The 16,306-nt window shown below is 42.1% G+C and carries 14 protein-coding genes and 1 riboswitch; of the genes, 2 read left to right on the forward strand and 12 right to left on the reverse strand.

Features of this window, described 5'->3' with window-relative positions; translation table 11 throughout:
- Positions 1-3 precede the first annotated feature (3 nt).
- The 4 genes from aroB to ABT997_RS01145 form a co-directional block, all read right to left on the reverse strand.
- On the reverse strand, positions 4-1,068 hold the full coding sequence (gene aroB, locus ABT997_RS01130; RefSeq protein ID WP_350018545.1) for a 3-dehydroquinate synthase: 1,065 nt from the start codon (positions 1,066-1,068) through the stop codon (positions 4-6).
- 101 nt (positions 1,069-1,169) lie between these two features.
- On the reverse strand, positions 1,170-2,045 hold the full coding sequence (gene aroE, locus ABT997_RS01135; protein ID WP_195549934.1) for a shikimate dehydrogenase: 876 nt from the start codon (positions 2,043-2,045) through the stop codon (positions 1,170-1,172).
- Positions 2,035-2,712, reverse strand: a complete 678-nt coding sequence (gene aroD, locus ABT997_RS01140) for a type I 3-dehydroquinate dehydratase (RefSeq protein ID WP_287515777.1) — start codon at positions 2,710-2,712, stop codon at positions 2,035-2,037. The genes aroE and aroD overlap by 11 nt, the downstream gene beginning before the upstream one ends.
- The gene (locus tag ABT997_RS01145; RefSeq protein WP_350018546.1) at positions 2,709-3,872 is read right to left on the reverse strand and encodes a class I SAM-dependent rRNA methyltransferase; all 1,164 of its coding nucleotides are present in this window, start codon (positions 3,870-3,872) and stop codon (positions 2,709-2,711) included. Before ABT997_RS01145 ends, aroD begins: the two co-directional genes overlap by 4 nt.
- A gap of 243 nt (positions 3,873-4,115) precedes the next feature.
- Between ABT997_RS01145 and ABT997_RS01150 the strand changes: the two genes are divergently transcribed.
- Positions 4,116-6,305 (forward strand): LTA synthase family protein, encoded by a 2,190-nt coding sequence (locus ABT997_RS01150; protein WP_350018547.1) that lies wholly within the window; start codon positions 4,116-4,118, stop codon positions 6,303-6,305.
- A 29-nt stretch (positions 6,306-6,334) separates the two neighbouring features.
- Here ABT997_RS01150 and pulA read toward each other — a convergent pair whose 3' ends face one another.
- From pulA to ABT997_RS01170, 4 genes are all read right to left on the reverse strand, one after another.
- Complete coding sequence (gene pulA / locus ABT997_RS01155) at positions 6,335-8,632, reverse strand: type I pullulanase (RefSeq protein ID WP_350018548.1); 2,298 nt, start codon at positions 8,630-8,632, stop codon at positions 6,335-6,337.
- A gap of 68 nt (positions 8,633-8,700) precedes the next feature.
- Positions 8,701-9,669, reverse strand: coding sequence for a diacylglycerol kinase family lipid kinase (locus ABT997_RS01160; RefSeq protein WP_350018549.1), 969 nt, complete (start codon positions 9,667-9,669; stop codon positions 8,701-8,703).
- Positions 9,670-9,677: 8 nt separating this feature from the next.
- The gene (ligA, locus tag ABT997_RS01165; protein WP_350018550.1) at positions 9,678-11,636 is read right to left on the reverse strand and encodes an NAD-dependent DNA ligase LigA; all 1,959 of its coding nucleotides are present in this window, start codon (positions 11,634-11,636) and stop codon (positions 9,678-9,680) included.
- Between the two features lie 291 nt (positions 11,637-11,927).
- Complete coding sequence (locus tag ABT997_RS01170; protein ID WP_125374904.1) at positions 11,928-12,437, reverse strand: QueT transporter family protein; 510 nt, start codon at positions 12,435-12,437, stop codon at positions 11,928-11,930.
- A riboswitch (PreQ1 riboswitch) is annotated at positions 12,435-12,571 on the reverse strand. It overlaps the preceding gene by 3 nt.
- A 28-nt stretch (positions 12,572-12,599) precedes the next feature.
- On the opposite strand from ABT997_RS01170, the gene ABT997_RS01175 reads away from it, so the two are divergent.
- Positions 12,600-13,037 carry a GtrA family protein gene (locus tag ABT997_RS01175; RefSeq protein WP_350018551.1) on the forward strand — a complete coding sequence of 146 codons (438 nt, stop codon included), beginning with the start codon at positions 12,600-12,602 and terminating at the stop codon, positions 13,035-13,037.
- A gap of 55 nt (positions 13,038-13,092) precedes the next feature.
- On the opposite strand, the gene ABT997_RS01180 is transcribed toward ABT997_RS01175, so the two are convergent.
- From ABT997_RS01180 to ABT997_RS01195, 4 genes are all read right to left on the reverse strand, one after another.
- Positions 13,093-13,800, reverse strand: a complete 708-nt coding sequence (locus ABT997_RS01180) for a B3/B4 domain-containing protein (protein ID WP_350018552.1) — start codon at positions 13,798-13,800, stop codon at positions 13,093-13,095.
- Positions 13,797-14,261: a MarR family winged helix-turn-helix transcriptional regulator gene (locus ABT997_RS01185; protein WP_350018553.1), complete on the reverse strand. Its 465-nt coding sequence runs from the start codon at positions 14,259-14,261 to the stop codon at positions 13,797-13,799. The genes ABT997_RS01180 and ABT997_RS01185 overlap by 4 nt, the downstream gene beginning before the upstream one ends.
- A gap of 116 nt (positions 14,262-14,377) precedes the next feature.
- Positions 14,378-15,346 carry a YihY/virulence factor BrkB family protein gene (locus tag ABT997_RS01190; protein WP_006596065.1) on the reverse strand — a complete coding sequence of 323 codons (969 nt, stop codon included), beginning with the start codon at positions 15,344-15,346 and terminating at the stop codon, positions 14,378-14,380.
- A gap of 88 nt (positions 15,347-15,434) precedes the next feature.
- A complete protein-coding gene (locus tag ABT997_RS01195; RefSeq protein WP_006596064.1) occupies positions 15,435-16,295 on the reverse strand; it encodes a methionyl aminopeptidase in 861 nt (286 codons plus the stop codon).
- Positions 16,296-16,306 lie beyond the last annotated feature (11 nt).

The following is a 16,306-nucleotide window of genomic DNA, read 5'->3' on the forward strand; positions in this document are numbered from 1 at the left end:
TTTCTAGTGTAAGAAGTCTCTCATTTCTTCCAATGGGACTGGATGGATTTGACAAGTCCCGATTTCTGGTACCAAAACGAGTTTCAATTGATTGCCCCTGGCCTTCTTGTCCAAGGTCAAGGCCTGATAAAGCTTTTCCTTATCCCAAGTATGGAATTCTACTGGTAAGCCAAATTTTTGACACATTTGGCGAATAGCCTGCGTTAAACCGGCTTGAACCAATCCCTTAGCTTCTGCCACCTTAGTAACTTGCACCATTCCAATCGCTACGGCTTCCCCGTGCATGACCTGGCCATAACCGGCTGTTGCTTCGATCGCATGGCCAAGGGTATGACCAAAATTTAGATATAGGCGAATGCCTTGGTCTAGCTCATCTTCGACGACCATCTTGCGCTTGACTTGACAGGAATGGGCAATCAGGGATTCTGCATGCTCATAAATAGACTCAATGGAGCCATCCATTTGATCCAGTTCTTCCCATAAGGCAGGATCTTCGATGAGACCGTACTTAATGACTTCCCCCATGCCCTCGATCAACTCGCGCTGGCCAAGAGTCCGCAACACTTCAGGGTCAATCAATACCCCATCCGGTTGGGCAAAGGTTCCTACCATGTTCTTAGCATAGAGTGTATTGACTCCGGTCTTACCTCCGATAGAGGAGTCAACCTGAGCCGTCAAACTAGTCGGTACTTGAACGAAATGAATGCCCCTCATATAGGTAGAAGCTACAAAGCCAGCTAGATCACCAACAACACCACCTCCAAGAGCGAGAATGCCGTCTGATCGTGTCATGCCATTCTTGGCTAAGAATTCATAGACTTTTTGAACGGTCGTCAGATTTTTACTAGCTTCTCCTTCTAGGAACTCATAGCTAACAACTATAAATCCTTCACTTTCAAGGCATTTCACTACCTGACTAGCATAAAGGGATCCCACATGATTGTCTGTTATGACTGCTACTTTTTGAGGTTTCCATAAATGACTGAGCCAGCTTCCAACCTTTTGGAATGCTCCATTCTCAATGACAATCTCATAACCATTCTTTGGTAGATCAACATTTACCTTCATAAGGATCTCCTTTCAAATCCATGTGAAAAAGATTACAATTTCACTATTGTATAAAAATAGAAAACAGAGCATACTTGATTAAGTTTTTCTGTTTTCTTCCATCATTTTTCTAATACATAATCTGGGTATTCCAATTTCAAAGCTTGCCAGACTTCCTCTTCCGGGAAAGTTTTATCCGTCATCAGTTCGAAGGCAACGGCAGCTTGTTGGAAGAGCATTCCCAAGCCATTTAAGGTTTTTGCCCCTTGTTCTTCTGCTAATTGAAGAAATGGTGTCTTGGCAGGAAAATAAGCTAAATCAGCCACTAGACAACCTTTAGGAAAGATAAAGTCTTTCGGAATAGGGAGAGAAGACCCGTCCATTCCTATTCCTGTAGCATTGATCAATAAATCGGTCCCCTCTATCGTTGCATTTAACTGATCCCGACTGGATAAGTCATGAAGGACAATTGAAACAGCAAGAGCTTCAGATAGTGGAGCAAAGATAGCCTGATACTTATCTAAGCTTTCGGGACGAACAAATAAATGAATCTCGCCAACTCCTTGCCGACTGGCCTCTACAACAATAGCAGTCGCAGCACCACCTGCTCCTAAAAGGACAAGTTTCTTATTCTTTATCGAAAAAGTCTTGGGGAGACTCTTTAGAAAACCAAGTCCGTCTGTGTTGTAGCCTGTTAAACGACCATCTTTCTGAACAACCGTATTGACCGAACCAATAAGTTGTGCACTTCCATCTACCTGATCTAAAAATGGCAAGACCTTTTTCTTGTAAGGCATGGAAATATTAGCGCCCAACATATCCAGTACCCGTAACTGTTGAAGACTTTGTTCGACTTGTTCTTCTTCCACTTCCCAAGCAAGATAGACTACATTGGTCGCGGTTAGTTGATAAGCCTGATTGTGAATAAAGGGTGAGATACTATGACGAATGGGCTTGGCAATCACGGCCGCCATTCGCGTATAGCCATCAATCTTCATCTAAGATCTCCCGAATCTTGTGCATGCTGGACAAGCTGATTTGACCTGGTGCACTTTCCACTCCAACGCTAGCATAGGACCAAACAGAACCGGTTAAATCGGCAGCGATGCGAGAGATTCGGCCGATTTTCCCCATAGAAATGGTTACGAACTCTTGTTCAGGATTAAGCGTCTTAAAGCCACGTGTATAGTTCATTAGATCCAGAACATCCTGCTCACTTTGGGCCATAACCGAAACTTTAACCAGCTTTGGTGTAAGACTCGTTAATTCAGACATAATTTCCATCAAATTTTCAGGGGTTTCCTGGAAATTATGGTAGCTTAAGCAAAGATTGGAGTAATCCATCATCTGATTAAACTCGGCCTGATGACCAAAGTACTCAAAATCGACATAATCCGGATGGTAGATGTTGTTGATATCATGGATAAGCGCTACGTACTCTTCACCAGAAAGTTCAATTTCTCCTCCCTGCTCCCGTGTCCGTAGCGTAAATAAAATTTCACGGCCTGCAAATTTCTCAAAGATGGCAGGCGCAACCTGTAAAATATCATTTTTGTCCAAGTAATCCGCACGCCATTCAATCACATCTGCATCTTGATAACGACTGGCATCAATGGCCTGTGCTTCTTCAAAATTTCTTGGCATTACAGAAACGACTAATTTCATTGATCCACCTTAATTGTAAATACTTTCAAGTAATTACTACTTTCTTCCCTTTCATTGTATCGAAAATCAGCTGGAAGTCCAACTTCACTGATATAGCGATGTTTTTGGCCTTTGAAGCCCTTTTCAATTTCTTTCTTAAATTTATCCCGACTGACATTGGCAGCATTCGTACTTGCAATCAAAATACCATTTGGATTTAAAATCTCTAGGGACTGCTCAATCAGTTTGTGGTAATCCTTCGCAACTGAGAAGGTACGCTTCTTATTGCGAGCAAAACTCGGCGGATCTAAAACGATCACATCATAAGTCAAGGCATGACGCTTGGCATACTTATAATAATCAAAAACATCCATCACAATAAAGCGGTGGTGATCCAGTTCTAAACCATTTGCCACAAAATGGGCTTCGGATAGTTCGCGACTACGCTTGGCCAGATCTACAGAAGTCGTTTCTACTGCTCCACCCATGGCCGCTGCCACCGAAAAAGCCGCCGTGTAGGAAAACATATTAAGTAAGGATTTACCTGCAGCTAAGCCATCTACTAAGCTAGCACGCACATCGTGTTGGTCCAAGAAAATCCCTGTCATCAAGCCATCATTCAGAAAGACTTGGTAGCGAACACCATTTTCTAAAATCAAAAAATGCTCTGGAGCTTCTTGACCAAAAAGATGGGCTGACTCATAACCTGGATCCTTGAAACGGATTTTTTCATATCCTCCCAAGACTTCTGGAAAGACTTCTTGAAAAGCTGTAACAAGCAGCTCTCTGATTTGATAAACAAAGGCATTGTAGATGGAAAAGACGGCATAATCTCCATAGAGATCAATAGTCAAGCCACCAAATCCGTCGCCTTCTTGATTAAAAATTCTAAAAGCTGTATCCAATTCCGACTGATAGTAAGACTGACGTTTTGACTTAGCTTTAGCAAATAGATGACTAAAGTAAGCCTGATCCAAGTTGATTTTCTTGGTAGAAATGACCCAACCAAGTCCTTTGTTTTGCTCTGATAGATAGCCTGTCCCAAGAAAATGGCCCGAAGCTGTGACCAGCTCGACCACCTCATTGTCAAAGGGGAGTTGCCCAAAGTCAATCTTTTCTAAAATCTTATAACCTTTATGGATTTTCTTCTCAACTTGTCGGTTAATTGTCAGCTTTTTCATACTCTCTATTGTATCAAAATTTTCAAAAATTCACAAAGTCTCTTCCTTAAAAATGCGATTAATAACATAGGCTTTACCATCACTTTGAACATTCTCTCTCTTTTTGTTTAGTAATGGATGACAAATCTCAATCCTCGACTTTCATTCCTTCATTATCCGCTTGCTTTATTTTCAAAACGTTTTAAATTATGGTATACTGTTGTAAGAAAATTTTTAGGAAATAAGGCAAGGAAGTATATTTTTGTGAAAAAAATTACCAAAACGATACTCGATGCTATGAGTACCAGACTAGGATTTGTCTTTACCCTACTGTTGCTTTATTGGTTTAAAACCATGTGGGCCTATACAGTAGACTTTAATTTAGATATTCAAGGCTTCTATCAGGTTTTTCTTGCAGTCATTAACCCGATACCGTTAAGCCTCTTATTGATTGGTTTCGCTTTTTATATTAAGAGAACCAAAATCTTTTATTTGCTATCTTTTAGCATCTATGTCATTTTATTTATCTGGTTGATTTCCAACTCGATTTATTATCGTGAGTTTACTGACTTCGTAACGGTTAATACCATGCTGGCCTCTAGTAAGGTTTCCGCTGGTCTTGGAGCTGCAGCCTTAGAATTATTCCGTCCCTGGGATATTATCTATATTTTAGACTTCCCGATTCTAGCTTTCCTCTTCTTAAAGAAATTGGTCAAACTAGATCACCGTCCCTTTAACAAACGGGCAAGTTTTGCAGTGACTTCGCTCTCTGCTATGCTCTTCTCGGCCAACCTTTTCTTGGCAGAGATTGACCGTCCGGAATTGTTAACGCGTGGCTTCTCCAACTACTATGTGGTTCGTGCGCTTGGTTTACCTGCCTTTTTGGGTTACAGTGCCAACCAGACTTACATGGCCAATAAAGAACGATCAAAGGCTTCTGAGGTTGACTTGAAGCCAGTTGAAGAGTATGTTGCTAGCCATTATGCTCAACCAAACCCTGAAACCTTTGGTCTTGCTAAAGGTCGTAATGTTATCTATATCCACTTGGAAAGCTTCCAACAATTCTTGATCGACTATAAATTGAAAGTCGATGGCAAAGAATACGAAGTGACCCCTTTTATCAACTCGCTCTACCATTCAAACGAAACCTTTGCATTTGCCAATGTCTTCAACCAGGTAAAAGCTGGTAAAACATCGGATGCAGAGACCATGATTGAAACGGGCTTGTTCGGTTTGAACCAAGGTTCCTTTATGGTGAACTACGGTGGGACCAATACTCAGCAAGCAGCTCCTTTCATTCTTTCTAAGAATGGCTACCAATCCAGTGCAGTTTTCCACGGAAATGCCGGAAGCTTCTGGAACCGTAATACAGCTTACAAACAATGGGGCTACCATTACTTCTTTGATGCCTCCTATTTTACCAAGCAAGATGATACCAACTCCTTCCAGTATGGACTTAATGATAAGATCATGTTGAAGGATTCCATCAAGTACTTGGAACACATGCAACAACCGTTTTATACCAAGTTCATTACGGTTTCCAATCATTATCCTTATACGACTAGTCTGATTGGTGATGAGATTGGCTTCCCTCTAGCTGAAACACAGGATGAAACAATTAATGGTTATTTCGCAACAGCCAATTATCTAGATTCATCCATTAAGGCCTTCTTCGATTATCTCAAAGCTTCTGGCTTATATGAGAACTCCATTATCGTTTTGTACGGTGACCACTATGGTATTTCAAACTCTCGAAATCCAGCTCTGGCTCCTTTACTGGATAAGAACTCGGAGACTTGGTCAAGTTATGACAATGCCATGTTGCAACGCGTGCCTTATATGGTAGTGATTCCAGGTATGGATAAGGGGAAAGTGATTGAAACTTACGGTGGTGAGATTGATATGCTTCCAACATTGGAACACTTGTTAGGAATTGATTCGAAGAACTTCCTTCAAGTCGGACAAGACTTATTATCTCCAGATCATAGTCAAATCGTTGCTTTCCGTTCATCTAACTACTTTGTGACCCCTGAGTATACAAGTTACAGTGGCCGGACTTATTATACGAAGACTGGTGAAGAAATCACCAATCCTGATGAAACAACGAAAGAACAACTCGATAAGATCCGTGAGGCAGCGAATCTACAACTCAAGATTAGTGATAGTATTCAGACTGGAGACCTCTTGCGGTTCTATACAGGAAATGATCTTGGAAAAGTCAACCCAGATGATTACTCTTACAATAACTCGATGAAAGCATTGAAGAAAATAGAAAAAGAAAAAGGGGATTCATCAACCAGTCTCTATAGCCAAAAAGGCAACCAGTCAACGGTTGATCTCTTTAAGGCACCTAGCTACAAGGAACTCCATCCTGAACAGTTCAATTCTTCTTCATCATCGAGTGAGGATTCTAGCTCAAGCAGTTCAAGTTCATCTTCATCAGAAAAAAAATAAGATTGGGAAATCCCAATCTTATTTTTTGTTTATTTCTTCCATTCAAAGACGGAAGCTGTTAAATTCTCAACATAGAATGGCCGTTTGTTTCGACTATTTCCAACAAGAAGCTCCAGATGATCTGCGTTCTGGAGATAGAATGGAAGTCCACTGGTGTTAAAGATAACATAATAGTGTTTATCCCAATTTAATTCAAAGACAACGACACCACTTCCCATATCTGCTGTATGCACAAAGACATGTTGGTAGATTTCCTCATAAGATTCAAGCGACAAGGCAGGCAGGGTCTTCTTCAAATGAATCAATTGGCGAACATAGTCGATCGTGTCCTTATTAACAGAGACCAAATCCCAATCGACTTGATTGACGGCATCTGGCGCATTATAGGAATTCATGGCCCGTTCTCGGTCTTGAGGGGTCACTTCCCCATCTTCACCCGTTGCAACCAACTTTGTTCGTAGAAACTCTTGTCCGACCTGCATAAAGGCCATCCCTTGGAAGAGGAGATTCATGGCTGTTGCCACTTCTACCTGCTTCTTAATTTTTACCTGAGAGTCATTTGGATGGACATAAGAAAGTAAATCATAGAGGTTGTAGTTATCATGGGCCTCCACATAGTTGAGGACCTGACTTGGAGTTAGGAAGGTTCCCAACTCTGCACTTCCCAGAACGGACCGCGCAATGATGTCTTCTGTAGACTTCCGACTGACATAGCCTCGTTTGACAGAGCCAAAGACCTCAGCGCCCTTGATGGCATCTCGAGAGGTATCATTAAAGAAGCCAACTTCAGCCATTTGATAAGCATTGTCCTTCTTGGCCTTATCCTTTGGAGCCAAGCCTGTCCCCATATCCCAACCTTCTCCATAGAGGATGATCCGTGGATCAATCGCATCCATGGCTTCACGGATTTCATTCATCGTATCCACATCGTGAATCCCCATCAAGTCAAAGCGGAAACCGTCAATTTTATATTCCGTTACCCAATGTGTCAAGGAATCAATCATGAACTTGCGATACATCTCATGCTCACTGGCTGTCTCATTTCCAACACCGGTACCATTTTGGAAAGATCCATCTGGATTCATTCGGTAATAATAATCAGGAACAGTTTTTTGAAAGGCACCATCTTCTGTCGAATAGATATGATTATAAACCACATCCATAACCACCGAGATCCCTACTTCATGGTAGGCATGAACCATTTCTTTTAACTCGCGCATGGTGGTCTTAGGATCGTGAGGTTTGGTCGAATAACAAGTCTCAGGTGCTGAATGATTCTGTACATCGTAGCCCCAGTTGTAGAGGACATTACCCTCGTCATCATAAGTCTTATAGCGGTCGGTAACTGGTTGCAGTTGCACCACATTAACCCCTAATTCCTTGATGTAATCAAAAGCAGTAGCATCACCCTGGGCGTTCTTAGTCCCAGTCTGGTGAGCCCCTCTGTAGGTTCCTCGATAGGCTTCATCCACACCGGAAGTTGGAGAAATGGTCAAATCCCGGACATGCATTTCATAAATAACCGCCTGACAGGGATTATCCAGCCGCCAGTCAGCTTTCTCATAAGCTTCTGTTTGAAAGGCAGGGAAGATACGATCATGATAGGAAAGAATAGCTGATTTTTTCCCATTTTCACTGGTAGCAATCGTATAAGGATCACGCGCAATCTCCGTATGGTAATCAAAATAAACCTTGTACTGATAGGCCAGTCCACTAAGGTTCCCCATGACATCCGCATACCAGACACCACAATTATTTCGAACATGGTCGCTAGATTCACGCTGGCCACGAACCATTGGGACAATCTTCCAAACCTTGCTGTCATTAGCGACAGAATCATAGATGAGGAGGTCTACTTTATTGGCAGTAGGTGCCCAGAGCTTAAAGCGGTAATCATCATCCTGCTGGCGATAGCCCAACCATCCTTGGTATCCCCATTTGGCATCAAATTCCTGGTAATGAGTCGCCATATCAAAAGCATGTGGCTTCCGACGGCTGTATTCATGACTGGTCATGGCAGCCTGTAAGGAATAATAAACAGTATCATCCCCTTGAATTAGCCAGACTTCTCGCACATGCCCTTCAGGCAATAGTTCAATATGGTATTCGTCTGACTGACTGATCCAGTTTCCTTCCTTGATGATGACATGGCCAAACCGTTGAGGTGTCTCACAGTTATAAACTAAGAGCCCTTCAACTCCAAAATAATCGAGCTTGGAGAAAGACACTTCCTCTCCCCAAACTCCTTCATGCCACTTCCACATATCACGTGCAAAATAATCGCCTACAGGATGATGGTAGTGGATTTTAACTTGATACTGATGCATCTTATTGTATTTCCTATTTCCTAACTAAGAAGAAACTAACATTGCCCACTCTCAGCAATGATTCTCCATTATTCTTCTGATTTATATTCCGAATGGACCAAGGCATCGTCATTAATTTCATCGATGTTGGCAAAAAATTCTAAGTGATTGTGGAAGACTTCCAGTTCCACCGGTGTATCTCCACCGTATTCACCATCTAAATTGATCTTGAACTCTTCTTTCTGATCCAAAACTTCAATCTTCAATTTAGAGGTTTTGAGGTATTCAATATTTGAATCATTGACATGTTTTCCACCATTGACAGCTTGCATAATCAAAGACAACATATCAAATAATTTAGCGGTTTTCACTAAAATTAAAGTGAAATTTCCATCATCAAGTTTAGCATCTGGTGCAACACTTTCAAAGCCACCAATCGAATTGGTCAAAGCTACGAACACAAGAGAAACTGGTCCAACATAGACCCCATTGTCGTGTTCAATTCGTACCTTGCGAGTTTTATTTTTGGGGAACTTCTTCACCGCTTCGGCCACATAAGCAAAATAGCCATAACGCGACTTCACCTCACTCGGCACACTAAAGGTCAATTCAGACAAAGTACCCGCAGCAGCAATATTGATAAAATATTTACTGCCATAAGCACGGCCAATGTCCATTTGAATGGTTTGATTCTTCTCAATGATCCGTGCAGCTGCAACTGGATCCCCCATTGGAATCTTCAGAGCACGCGCGTAATCATTGGTTGTTCCCGTAGGGATAAAAGCCATTTTTGGACGGTGTTCAAGACTAGCAACCCCGTTGACCACCTCATTAATGGTCCCATCTCCCCCAGCAGCAATGATCAAATCAAAACCGGCTTTTGCAGCCCGTTCTGCTTCTAATTGAGCCGATAAGGGCTCAGGAGTGGTCTGATAGGCACTTGTTTCGTAGCCCACATCTTCTAAGACATCCAAGACTTCTGCGATGTTCTTTTTAATGATTTCCTGACCAGAAGTCGGATTATAAATCACTCGTGCTTTTTTAATCTTATTTTCCATACATGCCTCTATAAACTTTCAAGCCAGGCTTCATCCTGTATTTCAATCGATAATTCCTGAGCTTTGCTTAATTTACTTCCCGCATCGCTACCTGCAACTAATAGGTCTGTATTCTTGGACACGGAGCCTGTGACTTTTGCCCCTAAGGCTTCTAATTTAGCCTTAGCTTCAGAACGTGTTAGTCGTTCCAGTTTACCTGTTAAGACAACTGTTTTACCAGACAATGGTGCATCTGCTGCGACCTTTTGCCCCAGGTAATCTAAGTTTACCCCAGCATCCTTAAGCTCTTCTAAAAGAAGTTGAGAGCCTTCCTGAGCAAAATAACGCTTAAGACTTTCGGCAACCACCATTCCTAAACTGTCTATCGCTGCAATTATTTCAACTTCTGCCTCTGCTAAGGCTGGAATGGAATGAAACTCCTGGAGCAAGAGCTGGCTAGCCTTACTTCCAACATGACGAATTCCCAGACCAAACAATAGTTTTTCAGCAGAATTCCCCTTAGACGCCTGAATAGCATCAATTAACTTCTGGGCAGATTTTTCTTTAAAGCCATCCAATTGTAAGAGATCATCCACGGTCAGGCGATAAATACCTGCTACATCTTGAACCAGTTCTTTAGAAAACAGTTTTTCAACCACTGCTGGTCCCAAGCCTGTAATGTTCATGGCATCACGGCTAGCAAAGTGAGCGAGTCCTTCTTTTATTTGAGCCGGACAGCGGGGATTGATACAACGCAAGGCCACTTCATCTTCAAAATGAAGCAGCTCGCTCTGACAACTCGGACAGTGACTTGGAATCTCCAATCGCTCTTCCGATACTCGTTTATCCATGACAACACGCAAGACAGCTGGAATAATATCCCCTGCTTTATAGACAATGACGGTATCGTCTTTGCGAATATCTTTCTCAGCAATGTAATCTACATTATGAAGGGTAGCCCGACTGACAGTCGTCCCTGCTAACTGAACGGGAGTTAAATTAGCAGTTGGTGTCACCACTCCTGTCCGACCAACTGTCCAATCAACTGACAAGAGTTTTGCTTCTTTCTCCTCAGCTGGGAATTTGTAAGCCACTGCCCATTTGGGAGCCTTGACGGTAAAGCCTAGTTCTTCTTGGACAGCCAAGTCATTCACCTTAATCACGACCCCATCGATATCATAAGGAAGTTGGTCGCGCATGGCTGCCACTTCTTGAATATAGGCCCAGACTTGCTCGATACTAGTCGCTGTCTTGTGATGAGGATTGACAACAAAACCGAGTCGTTCTAATTTAGCTAAGACCTTCTCTTGACTCGTTTGGTCAGTCGGACTCGCTTCTTGATAGAGGAAGGTCGCGAGTTTTCGCTCTGCAACAATCTTCGTATCCAACTGTCTAAGAGTACCAGCTGCTGCATTCCGAGGGTTCGCAAACTCTGCTTCCCCATTTTCTTGGCGAGACAAGTTAACAGCATCAAAAGATGCACGGGGCATATAACATTCTCCGCGTACTGTTAAGGTAAGAGGTTCTGGCAAGACTAGAGGAATATCGCGAACGCGCTTTAGGTTCTCAGTGATATTTTCTCCAATGCTCCCATCCCCCCGTGTAGCACCCGTTTCAAGGACTCCTTCGACATAAGAAAGTGAAATAGACAGGCCATCAATTTTTAATTCACATACATAGGTGACAGCAGGGAATTCTTTGCGAACCCGTTGATCAAAGGCCACTAATTCATCATAAGAAAAGGCGTCCTGCAAGCTGTAAAGTGGGTAAGTATGCTGGTATTTTTCAAACCCTTTAAGAATCGTTCCTCCGACCCGATGGGTTGGGCTGTTGGGCTGGACCAACTCCGGATGGGCTTCCTCTAACGCGACCAATTCCCGATAGAGTTTGTCGTACTCATAATCCGATACGGACGGAGCATCTTTTGTATAATATTCTTCTGCATAGTGATTCAGGAGTGTCACTAGCTCTTTCATTCTGGTTTCCATATCCCTATTTTACCATAAAAACGCTTTACTGGGGCTTTTCTGACTACTTCACTAGCGAAAAAATATCATTTTTCAGAATGAATCAGATGAGGCCATGGCATCAAAAAAAGAGGCTGGGACAAAAGTCCTAGCCTCTCAATTGTCTTTTGATTATCGAGAAAGACGCAGTGGTTGAGTGGGCTCTACTACGCTGATTTTATCAGCTTTTACAGCCCTACTCAACTGTGCGGAGGTGGGACGACGAAATCGAATTCTAACCAATTACCGATTTCTGTCCCACTCTCTAGTGGATTATTGAGTCAAATCAATTCGTTGGGCAATCTTTTTGATCAAAATAGCTCCGACAATCAGGGAAGCAAATTCACCCAAACCAGTTGTCAACCAATTCAAGAAGAATGGTGTTTTGTTTAAGATATGCAATTCTAAGGCAATCGTAAACATAGAGAGGGCAAAGAAAATTGAGAATAAGAAATGATCCTTGCGAATCCATCCATTAAAGAGATCTGTCTTTTCATAGCGTTTAAAGAGATATACTCCAAGTGTAACGAAGACCAAGGTAGATCCACCACCAACGACCACGTCAATAATCCCATAACTCAAGAAGTTAGAAATCATACACCCAATGGTCACAGACCAAATGTATTTCCGATTGTAGAAAGCCATGAAGTTGAGCATTTCAGAGACACGGAATTGGATCTCATTGCTTCCGATGGCATTCAATGGGGGAGTAATGGTCAAGGCCACATAGAGAGCGGCAACTAGGGCAATCTGTGCCAAGTCACGAACAGTATAGTTTTTCATCGTTTTCTCCTTTAGCGGTTTTCCCGCATCTAATATGCTTGGTGAAAGAAGCTAAGCACCAAGGGTTGATCTTTGCCAATGAAACCCATTTAATAGAGTTGCATGCGACAAATCAACTTTATAAGTATAGCACAAATAAGGGAATTATGATAGACTAATTGTATGAAAAAACTAGTCCATCGAATCTTTAATAATGAAATTTTAGCCTACCTGATCTTTGGTGTTGCTACAACGATTGTTTCTGTTGCTACTCGGCTGATTGTTTTCCAACTGACAGACCAGGAACAACTAGCTACCTTGATTGGAAATATTTCAGGAATACTTTTTGCCTTTGCTACCAATGATACTATTGTCTTTAAACAAGAAAGAAAAGGCTGGTTGAAACGGTTAATTGTCTTCTCTTTTGCTAGAATGGGGACACTGGTGCTGGACCTCCTGATGACTACCATCTTTGTAACCCAGTATCCACAAATCATCGGTCAGTTCGTTAATATGAATCGGACGGCTATCAATACCATCGAAACCTTTGCCGCCCAATTTATGATTGTCATTTTGAACTATGTTTTCAGTAAACTATTTGTCTTCCGAAATAAGAGATGACATCTCATTATACACAGAAAAACCGTCAGAACTCTTATGGCTCTGACGGTATTTTTTATACTTCCAGACTAGCTTCTTGGGCGCTCAAATAAGAGATTTTTCCTTCCACACCAAAATAGTCCTTGACCAAGCCTTTTAATTCGTCCATCGCTTCTTTGGCCCGTTCTGCTTGCTCTTCAGTCACTGCCTCCATCACAAGAATAGCCTGTCGCGTTTCTTCTGTCAGCATGGTTCTTTGGGCTTCCCGCCAGTTTAAACAACGGCAAACAGCTCCCTCTTGATCATAATAGATAATCTCTTCCGGCAAAGCTGGAGCATCCTCCTCCGCTCCTAGCGGGAAGAATGGCTCTCCCCCCTTGGCTTTTCCTAAAGATAAGCCTCCAGCTATCTTTTCCATATCCTCACCACCACAGGGGATAGCATAGGCTAGCGAAACACTATTGTAGAGATCAACCAAAGGATTAATGGGATAAAACTCCCGTCCTTGCGACACACGTTTCAATAAGGCTTCGATTGACGAACGTGCACCTTTTTTGGTCTTAAATTTAGTAAAAGCCTGACGCCATTCCTGAACGACTGGACTAGCAGTGAACTGATCTTCATCAATATATTCTTTTGATCGTACGATTCCCTTGTCGAGCAGATCCTTAAAATAAGGATCCTTGCTCTCGTCAACATGATTGTCGATATCTTCTACTGTCATCACCACTACTTGTGCTTGGGGAAACAAGTCCCAAAATGCTTGATCTACTGTAACTTTCATTTCTTTTCCTCACTATAATTTCTTTTTCGACCTTTTTTCACTAGCTCCCAATCCGCTGCAACATTTTTACTCATTTTAGCAAGCCATTCTTCTAGTTGAAGGATTTCTGGCTTTGAAAATCCCTTTAAGGCAGTCTTCTCAGAATAAGCATGCTCAGCAAGGATAAAAGGATAAAGCGCTTGTCCCTTTTCCGTTAGAATCAATTTTTTTATCTTTTGATTGGAAGAATCAGTTAATTCTCGGATGAGACCTTTATCAGCTATTTTTTTAACAGAGCGGGCTACTGTTGAGCGATCCACTTTTAATAAATCGGATAACTCCTCTTGAATGATCCCTGGTTGCTCCCCGATCCGTACTAAATATAGGTATTGACCTCTTGCCAGATCCAAATCTCGGAACTCAATATTGGCAATCGAATCTAAGGCTCGGGCTATGATGCCAATCTCTCTTAGAACCTTCATCTGTTCCTCCTTTCTTTATGAATGATTCTATCACATTTTTATTGCAAATGCAACAAAAATAACAACCAGAAAAAAGCCGGCTGAAAACCGGCTTGCTCCTATTTTATTCTTTAACATCAGTCCTGTTTTTTTCTCAAGTTTTTAAGATGGAAACGACGCTTGAGAGAAGCTTCCTTTTGGTGAAAAGCTACCTTAGAAGACTTGTACTTGGCTACCACATCCCCATCTTTTGTTTCAAATCTCGCTTCAATCGCATATTGAATACTAGCATTTAAGATACAGCCAATAATCAACACCTTAGCTACCAGGATAAACCAGAACATAATGATTGCTAAAAGGACTGACCCGAAGAAACGAGCATCTAGGAAACTCGTGATGTAGTGATCAACATATTTCCAGAAAATATTCAAGGTCAAATAAAGGACTGCTGTCACAAAGATGGCTCCTGGAAAGACATAGCGAAACTTAGGAATTTTGATATTGGGTAGGGTGTAATAGAGCAAGAGCAAGGTTAAAAAGAGAAGGAAGTAAACCGAAGGTCCTGAAATATTTAAGAGACGAAGGTAGATACTTTCATCAAACTTAAAAATCTCATAGACAGAACGAATAATCATCCGGCCAAACATGGTCAAAACCAGAGATAGACCAAACAGACCTTGCAGAGCAAAACTAATCAAAATACTGAAGATTCTCGACCAGATAATCCCCCTCTCCTTCTCCACTCCATAACTTTTATTGAAGGCTCTCTGCAGGTAAGCGATACACTGTGAGGAGACCCATAAAGCCGAAATGATGGAGAAACTCAGTAAACCAGTAGACGGCTTAGTAAGCACTGATGAAATCACTTGCAAGACAATGCGGTACATGGAGGCAGGTAATACTTCACGCAAGGTCAGCAAAATCTGAGTCGGACGAATCTGAAAGTAAGGGAGAATATTGGCTGCAATCAACAATAAAGGGAGAATGGAAATCAATAAATAATAGGCCACTGCTATACTTGTGATGTCCGATTCAGAGGCCATATAAAAGCGCAAGAACCCCTTTATAAACGGTCGTTGGCCTAGCCATTTTAGAAACTTTTTCATATCTTTCCTCCCCTAAACAAAGTCATAAAAAGAGAAAAGAGCGAAACCGTTATTTATCTTCAGCTCCATTCTTTCCTCTCTACTTATTTTAATAGGTTCCTTCTTCGCCTTGACTGGTCAAAATAACCGGTCCATCTTTAGTAATAACAAACTGATGTTCGTACTGACAAGAAAGTCCACCGTCAAGGGTTTTGTGGGCCCAACCTGTCTTCATATCGGTATCGATTTCCCAAGTTCCGGTATTAATCATTGGTTCAATGGTGAGTACCATCCCTTCACGTAATCGCAAGCCACGTCCTGCACGTCCGTAATGAGGCACCATTGGTTCTTCATGCATAGTTGGTCCTACACCGTGACCGACCAAATCGCGTACTACACCATAACCTTTGCTTTCAGCATATTCTTGAATCGCAGCTCCGATATCACCTAGACGATTTCCGACAACCGCTTGTTCAATCCCCCTATAGAGACATTCTTTGGTGACATCCATGAGATCTTTGACTTCTTGGGAAACATTCCCAACTGCATAGGCCCAGCAAGAATCAGCCAAACCACCAGAGTAGTTTTCTGTATACTTTTTCACCTGTGCAACATTATCAAAGTCCAACTTTGAGACATCAACAACAGACTTGTCTAAGGGTTCAGACAAGACCATATCCACCTTTAAGAGGTCACCATCTTTTAAGACATAGTGGCGAGGAAAGGCGTGAGCTACCTCATCATTGATCCCACAACATGTCGCATAGGGATAGTCCATCAGACTTCCTTCTACACCGATCTGAAGGGGCAAGACATTGGCTTCTTTACAGCGACGTCGAACATACTCTTCTACTTCCCACAGATCGAGACCTGGTTTGATCAAATCCCGAAGGCCAATATGGATACTAGCAAGAAAGTCTCCTGCTCGGTCCATGGCTTCGATTTCACGCTGTGATTTCAATGTAATCATCTATTTCCTAC

It is taken from the genome of Streptococcus australis (assembly GCF_040226615.1).
GTDB lineage: Bacteria > Bacillota > Bacilli > Lactobacillales > Streptococcaceae > Streptococcus > Streptococcus australis_E.

Bases quoted from the DNA above. Each gene is read 5' to 3' on its own strand.
- ABT997_RS01195 (WP_006596064.1), bottom strand. From the start codon at position 16,295: ATGATTACATTGAAATCACAGCGTGAAATCGAAGCCATGGACCGAGCA.
- ABT997_RS01190 (WP_006596065.1), bottom strand. From the start codon at position 15,346: ATGAAAAAGTTTCTAAAATGGCTAGGCCAACGACCGTTTATAAAGGGG.
- ABT997_RS01180 (WP_350018552.1), bottom strand. From the start codon at position 13,800: ATGAAAGTTACAGTAGATCAAGCATTTTGGGACTTGTTTCCCCAAGCA.
- ABT997_RS01175 (WP_350018551.1), top strand. From the start codon at position 12,600: ATGAAAAAACTAGTCCATCGAATCTTTAATAATGAAATTTTAGCCTAC.
- aroE (WP_195549934.1), bottom strand. From the start codon at position 2,045: ATGAAGATTGATGGCTATACGCGAATGGCGGCCGTGATTGCCAAGCCC.
- ABT997_RS01160 (WP_350018549.1), bottom strand. From the start codon at position 9,669: ATGGAAAATAAGATTAAAAAAGCACGAGTGATTTATAATCCGACTTCT.
- ABT997_RS01170 (WP_125374904.1), bottom strand. From the start codon at position 12,437: ATGAAAAACTATACTGTTCGTGACTTGGCACAGATTGCCCTAGTTGCC.
- ligA (WP_350018550.1), bottom strand. From the start codon at position 11,636: ATGGAAACCAGAATGAAAGAGCTAGTGACACTCCTGAATCACTATGCA.
- ABT997_RS01185 (WP_350018553.1), bottom strand. From the start codon at position 14,261: ATGAAGGTTCTAAGAGAGATTGGCATCATAGCCCGAGCCTTAGATTCG.
- ABT997_RS01145 (WP_350018546.1), bottom strand. From the start codon at position 3,872: ATGAAAAAGCTGACAATTAACCGACAAGTTGAGAAGAAAATCCATAAA.
- pulA (WP_350018548.1), bottom strand. From the start codon at position 8,632: ATGCATCAGTATCAAGTTAAAATCCACTACCATCATCCTGTAGGCGAT.
- aroB (WP_350018545.1), bottom strand. From the start codon at position 1,068: ATGAAGGTAAATGTTGATCTACCAAAGAATGGTTATGAGATTGTCATT.
- aroD (WP_287515777.1), bottom strand. From the start codon at position 2,712: ATGAAATTAGTCGTTTCTGTAATGCCAAGAAATTTTGAAGAAGCACAG.